This is a genomic window from Vibrio azureus, assembly GCF_002849855.1.
GTDB classification, from domain to species: domain Bacteria; phylum Pseudomonadota; class Gammaproteobacteria; order Enterobacterales; family Vibrionaceae; genus Vibrio; species Vibrio azureus.
The window spans coordinates 2185099-2202308 of sequence record NZ_CP018616.1 but is presented as its reverse complement, the minus strand read 5'-3'; the positions used below and the strand labels follow the sequence as shown (position 1 = coordinate 2202308).

The window sequence follows — 17210 nt, the reverse complement described above, 5'->3', positions numbered from 1 at the left end:
ATACCATGATGTTTTTACTCGAACAGGCTAAGGAGCGTGAGGAACAAGCCTTACTTGCTTTGAATAAAGCTCGTTCTGAGCTTGACGGTTATTATCTTCAGCTAAAGCAAATCGAACAGTACCGCTTGGACTATTGTCAGCAGTTGGTTGACCGGGGCAGAGAAGGCCTTACAGCAAGTCAATACAGTCATTTAAATCGATTTCTTACCCAGCTTGATGAGACGTTATCGAAACAAAAAGAAGCTGAGCAGCATTTCAAGGAACAAGTGGTGAATTGTCAGGATTATTGGCTCAGTATGCGTAAAGAGCGGAAATCTTACGAATGGATGGTTGAAAAACGCATCAAAAAAGAGCAAACGGAACAAGCCAAGATCGAACAGAAACAAATGGATGAATTTTCCACTCTTCTTTATAGCCGGAAACCTCGTGCTTAATGGCATATACCCAAGTGACCTAAAGATGCTTGATTCAAAGTGAGACCACTTAGACATACACCTTGAAACTATAGAGATAACTTAACTTGCTTTGATTGCACTCTTGGTTGGTTTTATAAGTTGGCGTGATTATTGCTTTAAATCTACTCAGATCTTTGCAAGAAAAGTAATTTATGCTGAGTCTTACGTTACCTCTTACTCTTTGAGTTTGAGTTTATATAACCTTTGACCTTAAACGTTATCTTAACGAAACGAGTTGTACGCCTGATAACAAGAGTTTTTATATGAATGTGAATATGTCGAATGCGTCTGCTACCACGAAAACATCAGGGTCTGATGCTGTAGCTAAAACTGTCTCTGAACCTACAGAAAAAAAAGGCTTTTTTGAGACTTTAGCGGGTGTGTTTAGTGGTTCGCAAGAAACAGAAAAAGTCCGAGCACATTCAAACCCGAGCTCTCAGCGTCCAGAATCGGTTAAGTCAGTTGAAGGGGATGAAGCTTTACACGCTGTAGATGAGCCTTCGGCAGAAAAGTCTATCACTTCAGAGGATAGCGATGAACTCGTAGCGGGCAAGAATACGAATGAGAATGTGGCATTTAGCCAAGATGAGCTCCCCGCCACGGCTCTAGAGGGGTCGGATACAGAACTTTTACCTTCAAGCTTGAGTTCAGCAGACGCTGAGCAAAATGCTGAATATTCAGCAAAAAGTGTAATGGGTGAAGGGAAGCAGTTGCTTGGTCAATTGCAACAAGCTTCACAGACGCTACAAAACAAGAAGCCTGTTATGAATGGCGGCAAGGCATTGCCTCTTGATCAAGATATGCCAGTAATGGATGGTGAAGCGAATCTAGAGACACTGAAAAGCGAAGAGCTCGATGATGACGGTTTGGCGGAAAATCTAAGTTTTGATGACGATGTCACACAGACACCACTTCCTATTGATTGGCACTCTCCGCTTGCTGCGAATAAAACATCAGAACTGGCTGCGGATGAACTGTCCGAAGGCCATGCTTCAAAGTCAGAGCAGGGTAATGTAGATAAATCCCTTTCTTTACCAAGTGCTACTGCGTTAAAGATGTTAGAAACAATTGATGCCAAACTAGGACAAGGCCAGCTTTTATCTGATCAAGAACAAGCAGTATTAGAGTCTATCAATAAGGGTGAACTCTCCATTGATGTTTCTGAACAAAACCTGTCCCAATTGAGTGCATTGCCAAATGAGACCAGATTGGCCCTGAATGATGCGTTAACTCGTCACGCTTCATCGGTTACTGTTTCAGGGGCACCTTCAAACATTCCTGGAAATAATGAATGGCAAACGTCTGCAAATCAGACAGCGCCAGTTGCAACCATGCAGGCTCAAGCAGATAAATCTGCGATGATGCCTTTGCCAGATTCGGTTTCATTCCCAGCCAATGCTCCATCATTAGAAGGGCTTAAGCTATCGACCGATATGATGAGTAAAAAATTAACCGCAGATGGCTTGGCAGCGAGTGGACTACAATCTTTATCAGAGGCCGCAGAGAAACCGGACTCTCAGTCGAACCTTGCTGGACAGCTACAGTCGCTTGTGAATCAACAAACTGGTTTAACATCGCCAGCAGTCAAAATAGATGCAGCAGGGCAAGTCCAATCACCACTCCTGCTGACGAAAGAGATGGCTGAAGATCAGGTCTCTGAAAAAATTCAAATGATGATGTCGAAAAACCTCAAAAACCTCGACATCAGATTGGATCCGCCTGAGTTAGGCCGAATGCAAATCCGTATGGCAATGAATAATGATTTAGCTAATGTACATTTTACGGTATCCAATCCACAGGCGAGAGAATTGATTGAACAAACATTACCTCGTTTGAGGGAGATGTTTGCTCAGCAAGGCATGCAGCTTGCAGATTCTTCTGTCCAGCAGCAAAGCAGTGGCCAGCAACAGAACGGCTATACTCAGGCAGATTCTCAACAAACAGGTGCTCAAGAGCGGCGCTTTTCTGGCCAGACGGATGAAAACTTTGAGGCCGAAGTCAATCTGGATTTGAATGTACCTTCAAACCGTGATGGAATTAGCTTTTATGCGTAACAATACTTCCCACGAACACAGAATTACAACGAGATAAACATGGCAGAGCAGCAAAAAGCAGGCGCTTCAAAAGGAAAACTACTGATCATATTAGCTGTGGTAGCGGTCTTGCTCATCGGAGGCGGTAGCGCCGCTTTCTTCTTGATGGGCTCTGACGAGACAGAAACCTCCGACTCTGTGCAACCCACGCAGGTGGATTCAGTTGGAGAGCCGATTGTTTATGTTAACCTGGCTCAGCCTTTTATTTTCAATGCAACGGGCGATAAACACGATAGATTAGTTCAAATTCATGCTCAATTGATGGTACGTGGTAGTGAGAATGAACAGCTAGCTAGATATCACTCCCCACTGATTGAAAGTGCCCTGTTGTCAACATTTGCTTCAGCGACTGTCGCTCAGTTGCGTTCACCAACTGGGCGAATTGAATTGCGCGACCGCGCCTCTGAAGACATTAAAGCTGCCTTAAATACCGCGGTGGGCAAGCCAGTAATTGAAAAAGTACTTTTTACAGATTTTGTAATCCAATAGGTAACACGTGACTGATTTATTAAGCCAAGATGAGATAGATGCGCTCTTACACGGTGTTGATGATGTTGATGACATTGACGAGGCCAGCGATGGGCAAAAAGAAGGTGCAATAAACTTCGATTTCTCTTCTCAAGACAGAATAGTTCGAGGACGGATGCCGACTCTTGAACTGATTAATGAACGCTTTGCTCGTCATATGCGCATTAGTCTGTTTAATATGTTGCGTAAAACGGCTGAGGTTTCGATCAACGGCGTACAAATGATGAAATTTGGTGAGTACCAAAACACGCTTTATGTACCTACTAGCCTGAATATGGTTCGCTTTCGTCCATTGAAAGGGACAGCGTTGATCACCATGGAAGCGCGGCTAGTTTTTATTCTGGTTGAGAACTTCTTTGGTGGCGATGGCCGTTTCCATGCCAAAATTGAAGGGCGTGAGTTCACCCCGACAGAGCGAAGAATCATCCAACTATTGCTTAAAACGGTCTTTGAAGATTACAAAGAGGCTTGGTCGCCAGTCATGGGGGTGGAGTTCGAATATCTGGATTCAGAAGTTAACCCAAGCATGGCAAACATCGTTAGTCCCACCGAAGTAATTGTGGTCAGCTCATTTCATATTGAAGTCGATGGCGGTGGTGGTGATTTCCATGTCGTGATGCCTTATTCGATGGTTGAACCGATTCGTGAATTGCTCGATGCGGGTGTTCAGTCCGATAAGATGGAAACCGATGTTCGTTGGAGTTCGGCTTTAAGAGAAGAAATTATGGATTGCCCGGTGAACTTCCGCGTCAACCTACTAGAAAAAGACATTTCTTTACGTGATCTCATGGAGCTGCAACCCGGCGATGTGATTCCAATTGACATGCCAGAGCATGCCACCATGTTTATTGAAGATTTACCGACCTATCGAGTCAAAATGGGGCGCTCTGAAGATAAGATGGCTGTGCAGATTTCTCAAGAAATTGAGCGTCCACACGTAGTGAAAACCGATTTAGCATTTTTAGGCAAAGATATTATGTCTGAGCTTGAGAATGATGATGAACCGAATGACTAATCAACACTTACGACGATTTAAAAAGTCGTAAGGTTTAATGCAGGATAGAAAAATGGCATCCAGTGATGATCAAAAGTTAGCAGATGAATGGGCAGCTGCGCTTGGTGAAGACCCATCCGCACCTTCAATTGATGTAGATGAAGTATTAGCAGCACCATTAGAGGAACTGAAAGATACCTCCAGTTCAAATCCAATTACCGATGATGAACGTCGAAAACTTGACACCATCATGGATATTCCTGTCACCATCTCAATGGAAGTAGGGCGTTCACAGATCAGTATTCGAAACTTGCTGCAACTTAACCAAGGTTCTGTGGTTGAACTTGACCGTTTAGCGGGTGAGTCGCTGGATGTTTTAGTCAATGGGACACTGATTGCTCATGGGGAAGTGGTTGTTGTGAATGATAAATTTGGTATCCGTTTAACGGACGTGATCAGCCAAACAGAACGAATTAAAAAGTTACGTTAGATGGATGATTCAAGGAATAGCCCCTGTAAAAAAGGGATGTATTTAGTATTAGCGAGTGTTCTGTCTTCACCCAGCGCAATGGCTGCAGGCGCCGATAGTTTGGACTTAGCAACGACCTTTGGCTCTCTTGTTCTCGTTATTGGTATTATTTTATTTCTTGCCTGGTTACTCAAGCGGATGCAAGTTCCCGCGCTTGGTCAGCAGAAAGGGCTGCGTATTGTGACTCAATTGCCTGTTGGTACCAAAGAGCGTATTGCTGTCGTTCAAGTGGGTGAAGAACAGTTTTTGGTTGGTATTACCAGTCAATCGATTCAAAATTTAGCTAAACTAGAATCACCACTCAAAGAAGAAGCATCTGAAACTGCTACTTTTGCCAGTCAATTTAGCCAGATCATAAAAAAACATGACAAAGGATAATTTAAGTCGCGTCGCTCTTAGTGTTTGGATTCTGCTGGCTGGGATGTTGTTCTCAGCTTGGTCGCTTGCCCAGCCGGATGTTGGAGCTTTACCGACTGATTTAGCGTCGGGTAGTAACGTGACGCTACAAACCATGCAAAGTGATACTGGGTCGAGTCGAGCGATGTCAGTCAATAATGGCATTCCTGCTTTTACGATGACAACCAATCCAGATGGGAGTGAAGACTACTCAGTCACACTGCAGATCTTAGCTTTGATGACCATGCTGGGCTTCTTGCCCGCAATGGTTATTTTGATGACCTCATTCACTCGAATTGTCGTCGTAATGTCCATACTAAGACAAGCGATGGGCTTGCAACAAACGCCTTCCAACCAAGTTATTATTGGTATAGCGCTGTTTTTGACTTTTTTCGTTATGTCACCGGTCTTAAATGAAATCAATGATAAGGCCGTTCAACCTTATTTAAATGAGCAAGTGACAGCACGTGAAGCGTTTGACGCGGCTCAAGTGCCCATGAAAGCCTTCATGCTTAAGCAGACTAGGGTTAAAGATCTCGAGACGTTTGTTAGCATGTCTGGTGAAGAAGTGGCGGCACCGGAAGAGGTGTCGATGGCTGTTTTGATTCCCGCGTTTATTACATCTGAATTAAAAACCGCTTTCCAAATCGGTTTTATGCTCTTTTTGCCGTTTTTGATCATTGACCTTGTTGTGGCATCGGTTTTGATGGCAATGGGTATGATGATGCTTTCTCCCATGATTGTGTCATTACCGTTCAAGCTGATGTTATTTGTCCTCGTTGACGGGTGGAATTTGATTCTCTCCACATTGGCTGGCAGTTTTGCTCTTTAGGTTGGCACAGAGATTAGAGGGGAACCTATGACTCCTGAAATGTTTGTCGAGCTTTTCCGTGATGCGCTGTGGATGGTGCTTATCATGGTTTGTGCCATTATTATTCCAAGCTTATTGATCGGTCTTGTCGTGGCAATTTTCCAAGCTGCAACTTCAATCAACGAGCAAACCTTGAGCTTTTTACCTCGTTTAATTATTACTTTGCTGACATTAATGTTGTTTGGGCACTGGATGACGCAAATGCTAATGGAATACTTCTTTGGCTTGATTGAACGCCTCCCTCAGGTACTGTATTAGAGTCGCGCATGGAGTATCCTACCCATATTATTTTGGACTGGTTGGCTAATTATTTTTGGCCCTATACTCGCATCTCCGCCATGCTGATGGTGATGACGGTGACCGGGGCTCGCTTTGTTTCACCCCGTATTCGACTCTACCTTGGTTTAGCCATTACTTTTGCCGTTACACCTTCAATACCTGCTGTCCCTGACACGATCGAGCTGCTCTCTTTTCGCGGCTTTATGACCGTGGTGGAACAGCTTATTATTGGGATTGCCATGGGTATGGTGACTCAATTTGTCATACAAACGTTTGTTTTGTTAGGGCAAATACTGGGCATGCAATCGAGTTTGGGTTTTGCCTCAATGGTGGACCCAGCAAATGGGCAAAGTACCCCACTACTTGGTCAATTATTTATGTTTCTTGCGACCATGTTTTTTCTGGCTACCGATAGCCATTTAAAAATGCTGCAATTGGTTGTCTTCAGCTTTAAGACCATCCCGATCGGTACAGGGTCGTTAAGTGCGATTGACTTTCGTGAAATGGCCAACTGGTTTGGCTTGATGTTCCAAACGGCATTAACGATGTCCTTATCTGGCATCATTGCTCTTCTCACCATAAACTTATCGTTTGGTGTTATGACGCGAGCCGCTCCACAGTTAAACATCTTCTCACTTGGATTCGCATTTGCGTTAATGGTGGGTCTATTGCTGTGCTGGTATATTTTGACGGGCTTATACAGCCATTATCAGCTGCTTTGGTCTGAAGGTGAGGCGCAAATTTGTCGTCTTATTCGGTTGGATTGCTAGGAGGTCGTTTTGGCGGAATCAGACGGTCAAGAACGTACCGAAGAAGCCACCCCCCGAAGGCTTCAGCAAGCCAGAGAAAAGGGGCAGGTAGCCCGTTCTAAAGAGTTAGCTTCTGCATCAGTATTGATTGTGGGTGCTGTTTCTTTGATGTGGTTTGGTGAGGCTTTAGCTCGCGCTTTATTTGAGGTTATGGGGCGCTTATTCTCACTACAACGCGAGGAAATCTTCGATGTTGGTAAGCTGCTTGATATCGCATTGGGTGCCATGACCGACTTGTTATTTCCATTGTTTTTGATTTTGCTAACCCTGTTTGTTGCTGCTTTGGTTGGAGCCGCTGGTGTTGGAGGCGTCAGCTTTTCCGTTGAAGCTGCGATGCCGAAATTATCGAAAATGAACCCATTGAGCGGCCTTAAGCGTATGGTTGGCATGCAAAGCTGGGTTGAGTTGATCAAATCGATTTTGAAAGTCTCTTTGGTGACTGGCGTCGCGATGTACCTTATCCATTCATCTCAAACAGATTTGATGCAACTGAGTATGGATGTTTATCCGCAAAACATTTTTCATGCTCTGGATATTCTACTGAATTTTGTTTTGCTGATCAGCTGTTCTTTACTTATTGTTGTTGCGATCGATATCCCGTTTCAAATTTGGCAGCATGCTGAGCAATTAAAAATGACCAAGCAAGAAGTCAAAGATGAATACAAAGAGACAGAAGGGAAACCTGAAGTGAAAGGGCGTATTCGGATGTTGCAACGCGAGGCCGCTCAACGAAGAATGATGGCAGATGTCCCCCAAGCTGATGTGATCATTACCAACCCGGAACACTTCTCGGTTGCATTACGCTATAAACAAAATACTGATAGGGCACCTGTAGTGATCGCTAAGGGAACCGATCACATGGCGATGAAAATTCGTGAAGTGGCACGTGAGCACGATATTATGCTCGTTCCTGCTGCTCCTTTGGCGCGTGCGCTTTACCACACGACAGAACTTGAACAAGAGATCCCAGACGGGCTTTTTGCTGCTGTGGCACAAGTCTTAGCGTTTGTTTTCCAGATCAAGCAATATCGTAAGAGAGGAGGGCGACGGCCTAGAATTCAGGACTACGATTTACCCATACCCCCAGAACATCGTTACTAAGGTCTGTCTTTTTTCGGAAATGCGAATGTGCACTTTATTCTCCTCGATTCAGTTGGCTTTTCGAGCAAAACTTAACCTTGAAAGATACACAAACTCTCGTATTTAACTTAAAAGTGACTCAGTTTAAAAAATAATTCGTGCAGTTAGAGGATAATAAATTTCATTCTGTTCAAGGGAGTGCGAATACTTTGAGCGAATAGTCATTATTTTGTCGTGAATCATGGTACATAGATTGCTTAAATGGTTCTAATCATCAACAATAGCAACACTGTTTGGCCACGTAGAAATGCGGATTCTGTCACTATCATCTCGTGAATGAAGCCACATGAACTACTCGACCGATTGAGATATCTCAACCTATGAAGTTAAACCTGCCGTTTGCAGATAAAATACCGCGAATTTCACCGCGCTCTATGCCAGCTATAGGAGCGCCAGTTATGGTATTGGCCACCTTAGCAATGGTCATATTACCCATACCTGCTTTTCTGCTCGATTTGTTCTTTACCTTTAACATTGCACTCGCCATGGTGGTGTTGCTTGTTACGGTTTATACACGTCGTCCCCTTGATTTTGCGGCTTTCCCGACTGTTTTGTTAATCGCGACATTGTTACGTCTAGCGCTAAACGTTGCCTCAACTCGAGTCGTGTTACTTTATGGCCATGAAGGCGATGCAGCGGCTGGTCATGTTATCGAAGCATTTGGTAGCGTGGTCATTGGTGGTAACTATGCGGTTGGTCTGGTGGTGTTCCTCATTTTGATGATCATTAACTTTATGGTTGTCACCAAAGGTGCTGGACGTATTTCAGAAGTCAGCGCACGTTTTACTCTAGATGCTTTACCTGGTAAACAAATGGCGATCGATGCCGATCTGAATGCTGGTTTGATTGATCAAGACCAAGCTCGTTTACGCCGCTTTGAAGTTACCAAAGAGGCTGATTTCTATGGTTCAATGGACGGTGCGTCTAAGTTCGTCAAAGGTGACGCCATCGCGGGTATTTTGATTCTATTCATCAATATTATCGGCGGCCTTTCGATTGGCATTATTCAATACGATCTCAGCTTTGCTGAAGCGATGCAGATTTACACTTTGCTTACGATCGGTGACGGTCTCGTTGCACAAATTCCTTCACTGTTGCTTTCTATCGCCGCAGCAATGATGGTGACGCGTCAAAATACAGATGAAGATATGGGCGAACAGCTGGTCTTTCAGATGTTCGACAACCCCAAAGCTTTGATGATTACTGCAGTGATCCTCGGTGTTATGGGAATCGTTCCAGGAATGCCGCATTTTGCCTTTTTGTCTCTCGCGGTGATTGCCGGAGCAGGTGCCTATTGGCTGGATAAAAAGCAAAAGCAGAAAGCCAAAGAGCCTGCGTTACCAGTGAAAGGTGAAGAAAGCGGCGAGGCGGCGTCTCAGCGTGAATTGTCTTGGGACGATGTGCAGCCGGTTGATACCATCGGTCTTGAAGTCGGCTATCGTCTCATTCCTTTGGTCGATAGAGACCAAGGCGGTGAACTTTTAGAGCGAGTGAAAGGGGTACGTAAAAAACTTTCCCAAGATTTTGGCTTCTTGATCCCAGCGGTTCATATTCGCGATAATTTAGAGCTGACACCGAACAGTTACCGCATCACATTAATGGGGGTTGCGGTTGGTGAAGCGGAAATTCGCCCTGATCAAGAACTTGCCATTAACCCAGGCCAAGTTTATGGCATGATTGAAGGTGAACCAACTATTGATCCTGCTTTTGGGTTAGAAGCCGTTTGGATTCGTGAAGAGCAACGAGAACATGCTCAGGCTCTTGGCTACACAGTGGTCGACTCTTCAACGGTATTAGCTACGCACTTAAGTCAGTTGCTGACGAATAATGCTTCTCAGTTGATAGGACATGAAGAGGTACAAAACTTACTAGAAATGCTTGGTCGTAGTGCTCCTAAACTAGTAGAAAACTTCGTTCCAGATCAATTGCAATTGGGTGTGGTAGTAAAAGTGTTGCAGAACCTTCTTAATGAAGCGATTCCTATCCGTGATATTCGTACTATTGTCCAAACATTGTCGGAGTATTCAAGTAAGAGTCAAGAACCTGACATTTTGACAGCCGCGGTTAGAATCAGTTTGAAGCGCCTTATTGTTCAGGAAATCAATGGGGTAGAGCCAGAGTTACCAGTGATTACCCTTATTCCAGAGTTGGAACAAGTTTTGCATCAGACAATGCAAGCTTCGGGAGGAGAATCTGCAGGCATCGAACCTGGACTCGCAGAGCGTCTGCAGTCATCTTTAAGTCAGGCCACGCAAGAACAGGAATTGAAAGGGGAGCCAGCGGTGTTGCTTACATCTGGGGTGCTTCGTTCCACATTGGCAAAATTTGTTAAGAACACAATCCCTAATCTTAGGGTGTTGTCTTACCAAGAAATTCCCGATGAAAAACAAATCAGAATTGTACAGGCCGTGGGTAATTAACCGCGCTTAGAACTGAATAGGTCCAGAGTTTGAAAATTAAACGATTTTTTGCCAAAGACATGCGAACCGCCTTACTGCAGGTAAAAGAAGAACTTGGTGCGGATGCTGTCATCATGTCTAATAAAAAAGTGGCAGGGGGTGTCGAAATTGTTGCAGCCATTGATAGCGATACTCAGGTACCAGAGGCGACTCCTATGGTTAAACAAACCAATCGTAACGTCGGTCAATCTCAGCGTTATGGTGACTATCGACAAATGTCATCTGCCGCAGAAGAGCGTTTTCAACAGCGTAACATAGGTGAAGATAAAATCAGCTTAAGTGGTGATAATCGGGATAAATCAGCTTCTATGACTCAGCGCTTTGCTAACATGCTCAAGCAATATAACGGAGAAACCTCTGCTGATGACCACACTGCTGAAAACGAAGACTCACTTTCTGCACTTTTAAATAGACAAAATAAGCATCGTGAAAATTACAACCATGATGACTCTCAGCCCGCTCGTCTTCAGCAAAACTCTCCGTTGGCCAAGTTGATTGCTCAGGACAGCCATTCGGAACGCCAAGCACCAAAACTAGACCCTACACGTTATGAGCGAGGCCGAAACAAAACTGAAACAGCTGGTTCTGCACCTGAATTAGAAAGCATGCACGAAGAAATGGTCTCCATTCGTCGACTATTAGAACATCAGGTTTCTGGTTTGATGTGGCAAGAAGTTGAACGAAGAGAACCATTACGGGCAATGTTGATCAAACGCCTAGAGCGTATGGGCATGTCTTCAGAGTTTGCTGATCAAATGGCATGCTACATTCCAGAAGACACAAAACCAGCCTTAGCTTGGAAAGCGTTATTATCGCTGGTGGCGGATCAAATTAGTATTCCTAAACAAGACATTCTAAAGCGTGGTGGTGTTGTTGCCCTACTTGGACCAACAGGAGTGGGTAAAACTACGACGGTGGCCAAACTTGCAGCTCGAGCGGCAATGGAATACGGTGCAGAGAATGTTGCGCTCGTAACCACAGACACTTATCGTATTGGCGCGCACGAACAATTATCTATTTATGGCAGAATTATGGGATGCCCTGTAAGAGTTGCTAAAGATTCTGAAGAACTGGCCGATGTAATATATCAGTTAAGGAACCGACGACTGATCTTAGTTGATACAGCCGGTATGGGGCAGCGAGATGTTAGGCTTTCTGAACAGTTAGATACGCTGATGCAAGAGAGCGGAGAAGTGATTCATAGCTATTTGGTGCTACCTGCCACTGCACAACGACGGGTACTTCAAGAAACGTTGGAGCACTTCAGGCGTATACCGCTTTCAGGATGTATTTTAACCAAGCTTGATGAATCACTCAGTTTAGGTGAATTCATTAGCGTTGTTATTCAGAATGCCATGCCTGTGGCCTATATTGCTAATGGGCAGCGTGTACCTGAAGATATTGTAATGGCTCAACCCAAGTATATGGTTGCGAAAGCAAATGAATTGTTAGAAAAGTCGGCTGAGAGTGAACCCCACTTTTGGAATAGTGATAGTGAAGGACTCTAGGGCGGCATATGACTATGACTGAGAATATGATACATGATCAAGCAAGCGGCCTACGTCGCTTAACGCAGCCCTCCTTGACAAAGGTAATTGCTGTTACCGGTGGTAAAGGCGGAGTGGGTAAATCAAACGTAACACTAGGTCTGGCGATTTGTATGGCTCGTCAAGGCAAAAAAGTGATGGTTCTCGATGCTGACTTAGGCCTAGCAAATGTTGATGTAATGCTTGGCATTCGCTCAAAAAGAAATCTCGGGCACGTTCTTGCGGGGCAATGTGAGCTGAAGGATGCGATTGTCGAAGGCCCTTATGGTATAAAAATCATTCCGGCTACGTCCGGAACGCAAAGTATGACAGAGCTTTCCCATGCTCAGCATGCTGGTTTAATTCGTGCTTTTGGTAGCCTAGAAGACGAAATGGACGTGTTATTAATCGATACGGCTGCGGGTATTTCTGATATGGTTGTCAGTTTTTCGCGTGCAGCTCAAGATGTGGTTGTTGTAGTATGTGATGAGCCGACGTCGATTACCGATGCGTATGCTCTGATTAAGCTTTTGAGCAAAGAGCATCAAGTACAACGCTTTAAAGTCGTCGCGAACATGGTCCGAAGCTACCGAGAAGGTCGAGAGTTATTTGCTAAGTTGACCCTAGTGACAGAGCGTTTTTTAAATGTCAGCCTAGAACTTGTCGCCTGTGTACCATTAGATGACAACGTAAGACAAGCAGTGAAACGTCAAAAAATTGTCGTCGATGCTTTTCCTCGTTCACCAGCCGCTTTAGCGATCAGCTCTTTGGCGAACAAAGCACTGACATGGCCGTTGCCAAAATCGCCTAGTGGTCACTTGGAATTTTTTGTAGAGAGACTGCTTAATCGCACTGAATTCACAGAGGATACATTTGGTGAGTAGCCCGATTACATATGATCAACATGGTAAATTGAATAGCCAGCAAGCCTTTATTCAGCGTTACTCTGTGTTGGTTAAACGTATTGCTCACCATTTGTTGGGTCGTTTACCTCCTAGTGTTCAGGTGGATGATTTAATCCAAGCTGGTATGATTGGCCTTTTAGAAGCTCAACAGAACTATGATGGTTCTAAGGGTGCGAGCTTTGAAACCTACGCTGGGATTAGAATTCGCGGTGCAATGCTGGATGATATTCGCAAGGGTGATTGGGTTCCTCGATCTGTACACAAACACAACCGCGAGGTTAATCAAGCGATTGCTGAATTAGAAAGTCTCTTAAATCGAGACCCGACTGATGCAGAAGTCGCCGCACATCTCGAAATGTCTCTAGAGCAGTACCATAGTGTTCTGACCGACATAAACGGTGCAAAGTTGGTGGGTATTGAAGATTTAGGTGTCTCTGATGATGTAATATCACCAGTAGACGATAGTGATGACAGTAATCCTTTCCAAGGGGTTGCAGATGAATCATTCCGCCAAGCGCTTGTTGATTCGATCAAGCAGCTGCCCGAGAGAGAAGCATTAGTTCTTTCGTTGTACTATGACGAAGAGCTCAATTTAAAGGAAATTGGTGAGGTATTAGGGGTGAGTGAATCTCGAGTAAGCCAGATACTGAGCCAATCAATGCAACGTTTGCGCACCAAGCTGAGTGCGTGGACACAAAATGACTAAATACACTGATTTTACGCTTCAGTGGAGGCAACTTTGAATAAAAACATGAAGATCCTTATTGTTGATGACTTTTCAACAATGCGACGTATTGTAAAAAACCTACTTCGTGACTTGGGTTTCAATAATACCCAAGAGGCGGATGATGGCTTGACGGCATTACCTATGCTGAAAAAGGGCGATTTTGACTTTGTCGTTACGGATTGGAATATGCCAGGAATGCAAGGGATCGACTTACTTAAGCACATTCGTGCAGATGCATCTTTGAAGCACCTTCCAGTTCTAATGATCACCGCAGAAGCGAAACGCGAGCAGATCATTGAAGCTGCCCAAGCTGGGGTTAATGGATATATCGTTAAACCCTTTACAGCTGCGACATTGAAAGAAAAACTAGATAAAGTGTTTGAGCGTTTATAAACCTCAGTTATTAATTTAAAACCTTTTAACTCTGAAGGTATTCAGAGTTTTTTCGTGTCAGCGATATCAAAGTAACAAAGAAAGCAATAAACGTAAAAGGGTCTAACAGGCATGATCTCAATAGAGCAAGCGAGGTCACTCGTTAAAATGCTAGAAAATGGGGAACAAAACCAAGCAAATGCTTTGGTAGCATCGATCTATGAAAGTGATGGGAACCCAATGTTTAATGAAATTGGAGCACTGACTCGAGACCTTCATGATTCATTAAAGCAGTTCAGCATTGATCAGCGTATGAGTGAAATCGCGCAAGCAGAGATCCCCGACGCCAAAGATCGTTTACAGTATGTGATTGATAAAACAGAACAGGCCGCAAATAAAACCATGGATGCGGTCGATTGTTGTTTTCCAATTGCAGACAATTTGCACAACTGTTTGCTGCAAGTCCGTCCTCAGTGGAATTCTCTTATGCATGGCCGTATTGAACTGAATGAGTTTAAAGCACTTTGCCACCGCATCGATGAGTTACTGACTCAGGTCGAAGGGGATAGCACTGAACTACGTGGGCAGCTAACGGATATTCTTATGGCGCAAGATTTTCAAGATCTCACTGGTCAGATTATTCGTCGCGTCATTACTTTGGTTAATGAAGTTGAAGATCGTTTAATTGAGATTTTAACCGTATTCTCTAGCTCAAAGCTGGAATCTAAAGCGCAAACCACGCTTGAACCGTCACAAACAACACTTAAACCCAAAAGCGAAGCAGAAGGGCCAATCCTTAATCCTGAATTAAGGGAAGATGCCGTCTCGTCGCAGGACGAAGTCGACGACTTATTGTCCAGTCTTGGATTTTAAAGGAAACGTATGAGCTACGATTTAGATGAAGATATTCTTCAAGACTTTCTGATAGAAGCAGGAGAAATCCTTGAGCTTCTCTCTGAACAGCTAGTTGAGTTGGAAAATAATCCGGAAGACAAAGATCTCCTCAATGCAATTTTCCGCGGCTTTCATACAGTAAAGGGCGGTGCAGGCTTTTTGTCGTTAGCAGAGTTGGTTGATACCTGTCATGGTGCAGAGAACGTCTTTGATGTACTGCGAAATGGCCAGCGTTCAGTTACCCCAAGCCTAATGGACACAATGCTCAAAGCACTAGATACGGTTAACTTGCAATTCCAGGCGGTACAAGAACAGCAACCACTTGAAGCTGCAGCCCCTGATTTATTGGATGAATTACATCGCTTGTGTAAACCAGAATCTGAGGATGAAGTTGCAACGGTCGTAGAAGCATCAGTCGTCACGCCAGAACCCATTATCGCTGAAACACCATCCGAGCCTGTTGTCGCGCAAACGAGCAGTAGCGTCAGTGCGCTTGATGAGATTACTCAAGACGAATTTGATAAGTTATTAGATGAGTTACATGGTAAAGGCAGTGGACCCATTGGTTCATCGCCCGTTTCACCAAAGCCAACCGAGACGAATATCCCGGCCGAAATTGACAATGGCGATATTACCGATGATGAGTTCGAAAATTTACTCGATGAACTTCATGGCATTGGTAAAAGCCCTTCTAATGCGAATAGCTCACCAGCAGTACCTGTGGATGAACCGAAAAATCATGCAGCACTAGACAGTAGCTCAAGTGATAGTCATTCCGGTGACACTGACTTAATGTCGGACGACGAATTTGAAAAACTGTTAGATGAGTTACATGGCTCAGGTAAAGGGCCATCTGTGGAAGAGTTGGAATTTGCAACCAAGCCAGCATCGGCGAATTTAGCTCCTCAACCTGAACCTAAAACAGAGCTGTCTCAACCCGTTGCAAAAGAAGCGCCTGTCGCTAAGGCTGCGCCTAAAATAGTGGCAGCAAAAGAAGAGGCAAAAGCGACGGCTTCACCAGCGAAGAAAACACAAGCTGAAGCAACGGTTCGTGTTGATACATCAACGCTAGACACAATCATGAATATGGTCGGCGAGCTGGTTTTAGTTCGTAACCGCCTGCTGAGTCTTGGTTTGAACAGCAATGATGAAGAAATGTCTAAAGCAGTGGCCAACCTTGATGTCGTCACGGCGGATCTCCAGGGGGCTGTGATGAAAACACGCATGCAGCCAATCAAAAAGGTATTTGGGCGTTTCCCTCGTGTTGTTCGTGATTTGGCGCGTAACTTAAATAAAGACATTGTTTTAGAAATGCGCGGTGAAGAAACAGACCTAGACAAAAACTTGGTTGAAGCCTTAGCCGATCCCTTGATTCACTTAGTGAGAAACTCTGTCGATCATGGCATTGAAATGCCTGATGACCGCGAAAAAGCAGGCAAATCTCGCACCGGTAAAGTCACGTTATCTGCTTCCCAAGAAGGTGACCATATCGACTTGGCCATTGTTGACGATGGCGGAGGCATGGACCCAGAAAAATTGCGCGGCATTGCAGTGAAACGCGGTATGATGGATGAAGATGCCGCTGCCCGTTTAACCAATAAAGAGTGTTTTAATCTGATCTTTGCACCGGGTTTCTCCAGTAAAGACAAAATCTCAGACATTTCTGGTCGCGGCGTAGGTATGGACGTTGTAAAAACAGCGATCAATACTTTAAATGGCTCGATTGATATTGATTCCGAGTTGGGTAAAGGAACCAAAATCACCATTAAAGTACCACTGACTCTTGCTATTCTACCAACACTTATGGTCGGTGTGGGTGGCAATCCTTTTGCGTTACCACTGGCATCTGTGAATGAAATCTTCCATTTAGACCTCAGTCGAACCAATGTGGTTGATGGGCAGCTAACAATCATTGTGCGCGATAAATCCATACCATTGTTTTATTTACAGAACTGGTTGACTTCTAAGTCGCCTCAAGTAGAAAAACGACAGGGTCATGGCCATGTTGTTATTGTCCAAATCGGCAGTCAACGTGTTGGGTTTGTTGTAGATACATTAATCGGACAGGAAGAAGTCGTTATTAAGCCGTTGGATAATCTTTTACAAGGAACTCCAGGAATGGCTGGAGCAACAATAACCAGTGACGGTCACATCGCATTGATTCTTGATGTGCCAGATTTACTCAAGCAGTACGCTGCAGCTTCGCGCATTTAAGCGAAATCGAAGATTAAAG

The 17210-nt window shown here is 44.4% G+C and carries 17 protein-coding genes; all 17 read left to right on the top strand.

Annotated elements, in window-relative coordinates; translation table 11 throughout:
• Nucleotides 1–5 precede the first annotated feature (5 nt).
• Nucleotides 6–434: a flagellar export protein FliJ gene (gene fliJ, locus BS333_RS10015; RefSeq protein ID WP_418369077.1), complete on the top strand. Its 429-nt coding sequence runs from the start codon at nt 6–8 to the stop codon at nt 432–434.
• Between the two features lie 284 nt (nt 435–718).
• Nucleotides 719–2509 (top strand): flagellar hook-length control protein FliK, encoded by a 1791-nt coding sequence (locus BS333_RS10010; protein WP_021708885.1) that lies wholly within the window; start codon nt 719–721, stop codon nt 2507–2509.
• A gap of 39 nt (nt 2510–2548) precedes the next feature.
• The gene (fliL, locus tag BS333_RS10005; protein WP_021708884.1) at nt 2549–3037 is read left to right on the top strand and encodes a flagellar basal body-associated protein FliL; all 489 of its coding nucleotides are present in this window, start codon (nt 2549–2551) and stop codon (nt 3035–3037) included.
• A 7-nt stretch (nt 3038–3044) separates the two neighbouring features.
• A complete protein-coding gene (gene fliM, locus BS333_RS10000; RefSeq protein WP_021708883.1) occupies nt 3045–4091 on the top strand; it encodes a flagellar motor switch protein FliM in 1047 nt (348 codons plus the stop codon).
• A 52-nt stretch (nt 4092–4143) separates the two neighbouring features.
• On the top strand, nt 4144–4560 hold the full coding sequence (fliN, locus tag BS333_RS09995; protein WP_021708882.1) for a flagellar motor switch protein FliN: 417 nt from the start codon (nt 4144–4146) through the stop codon (nt 4558–4560).
• Nucleotides 4561–4596: 36 nt separating this feature from the next.
• Nucleotides 4597–4977 (top strand): flagellar biosynthetic protein FliO, encoded by a 381-nt coding sequence (gene fliO, locus BS333_RS09990; RefSeq protein ID WP_033003465.1) that lies wholly within the window; start codon nt 4597–4599, stop codon nt 4975–4977.
• Nucleotides 4964–5827, top strand: a complete 864-nt coding sequence (fliP, locus tag BS333_RS09985) for a flagellar type III secretion system pore protein FliP (protein WP_021708880.1) — start codon at nt 4964–4966, stop codon at nt 5825–5827. Before fliO ends, fliP begins: the two co-directional genes overlap by 14 nt.
• 27 nt (nt 5828–5854) lie before the next feature.
• Nucleotides 5855–6124 (top strand): flagellar biosynthesis protein FliQ, encoded by a 270-nt coding sequence (gene fliQ / locus BS333_RS09980; RefSeq protein WP_009842533.1) that lies wholly within the window; start codon nt 5855–5857, stop codon nt 6122–6124.
• Nucleotides 6125–6132: 8 nt separating this feature from the next.
• Nucleotides 6133–6915: a flagellar biosynthetic protein FliR gene (fliR, locus tag BS333_RS09975; protein ID WP_021708879.1), complete on the top strand. Its 783-nt coding sequence runs from the start codon at nt 6133–6135 to the stop codon at nt 6913–6915.
• Between the two features lie 9 nt (nt 6916–6924).
• Nucleotides 6925–8055, top strand: a complete 1131-nt coding sequence (gene flhB / locus BS333_RS09970; RefSeq protein ID WP_021708878.1) for a flagellar biosynthesis protein FlhB — start codon at nt 6925–6927, stop codon at nt 8053–8055.
• 359 nt (nt 8056–8414) lie between these two features.
• On the top strand, nt 8415–10514 hold the full coding sequence (flhA, locus tag BS333_RS09965) for a flagellar biosynthesis protein FlhA (RefSeq protein WP_021708877.1): 2100 nt from the start codon (nt 8415–8417) through the stop codon (nt 10512–10514).
• A 29-nt stretch (nt 10515–10543) separates the two neighbouring features.
• On the top strand, nt 10544–12061 hold the full coding sequence (flhF, locus tag BS333_RS09960; protein WP_021708876.1) for a flagellar biosynthesis protein FlhF: 1518 nt from the start codon (nt 10544–10546) through the stop codon (nt 12059–12061).
• A gap of 14 nt (nt 12062–12075) precedes the next feature.
• Nucleotides 12076–12963, top strand: coding sequence for a MinD/ParA family protein (locus tag BS333_RS09955; protein ID WP_033003472.1), 888 nt, complete (start codon nt 12076–12078; stop codon nt 12961–12963).
• Nucleotides 12956–13690: an RNA polymerase sigma factor FliA gene (locus tag BS333_RS09950; RefSeq protein ID WP_021708874.1), complete on the top strand. Its 735-nt coding sequence runs from the start codon at nt 12956–12958 to the stop codon at nt 13688–13690. The genes BS333_RS09955 and BS333_RS09950 overlap by 8 nt, the downstream gene beginning before the upstream one ends.
• A 45-nt stretch (nt 13691–13735) precedes the next feature.
• Nucleotides 13736–14104, top strand: a complete 369-nt coding sequence (cheY, locus tag BS333_RS09945; RefSeq protein ID WP_033003463.1) for a chemotaxis response regulator CheY — start codon at nt 13736–13738, stop codon at nt 14102–14104.
• A gap of 111 nt (nt 14105–14215) precedes the next feature.
• Entirely contained in the window at nt 14216–14956 is a 741-nt protein-coding gene (locus BS333_RS09940) for a protein phosphatase CheZ (RefSeq protein WP_021708872.1), read from the top strand.
• 9 nt (nt 14957–14965) lie between these two features.
• On the top strand, nt 14966–17191 hold the full coding sequence (locus BS333_RS09935) for a chemotaxis protein CheA (protein WP_021708871.1): 2226 nt from the start codon (nt 14966–14968) through the stop codon (nt 17189–17191).
• Nucleotides 17192–17210: the final 19 nt, after the last annotated feature.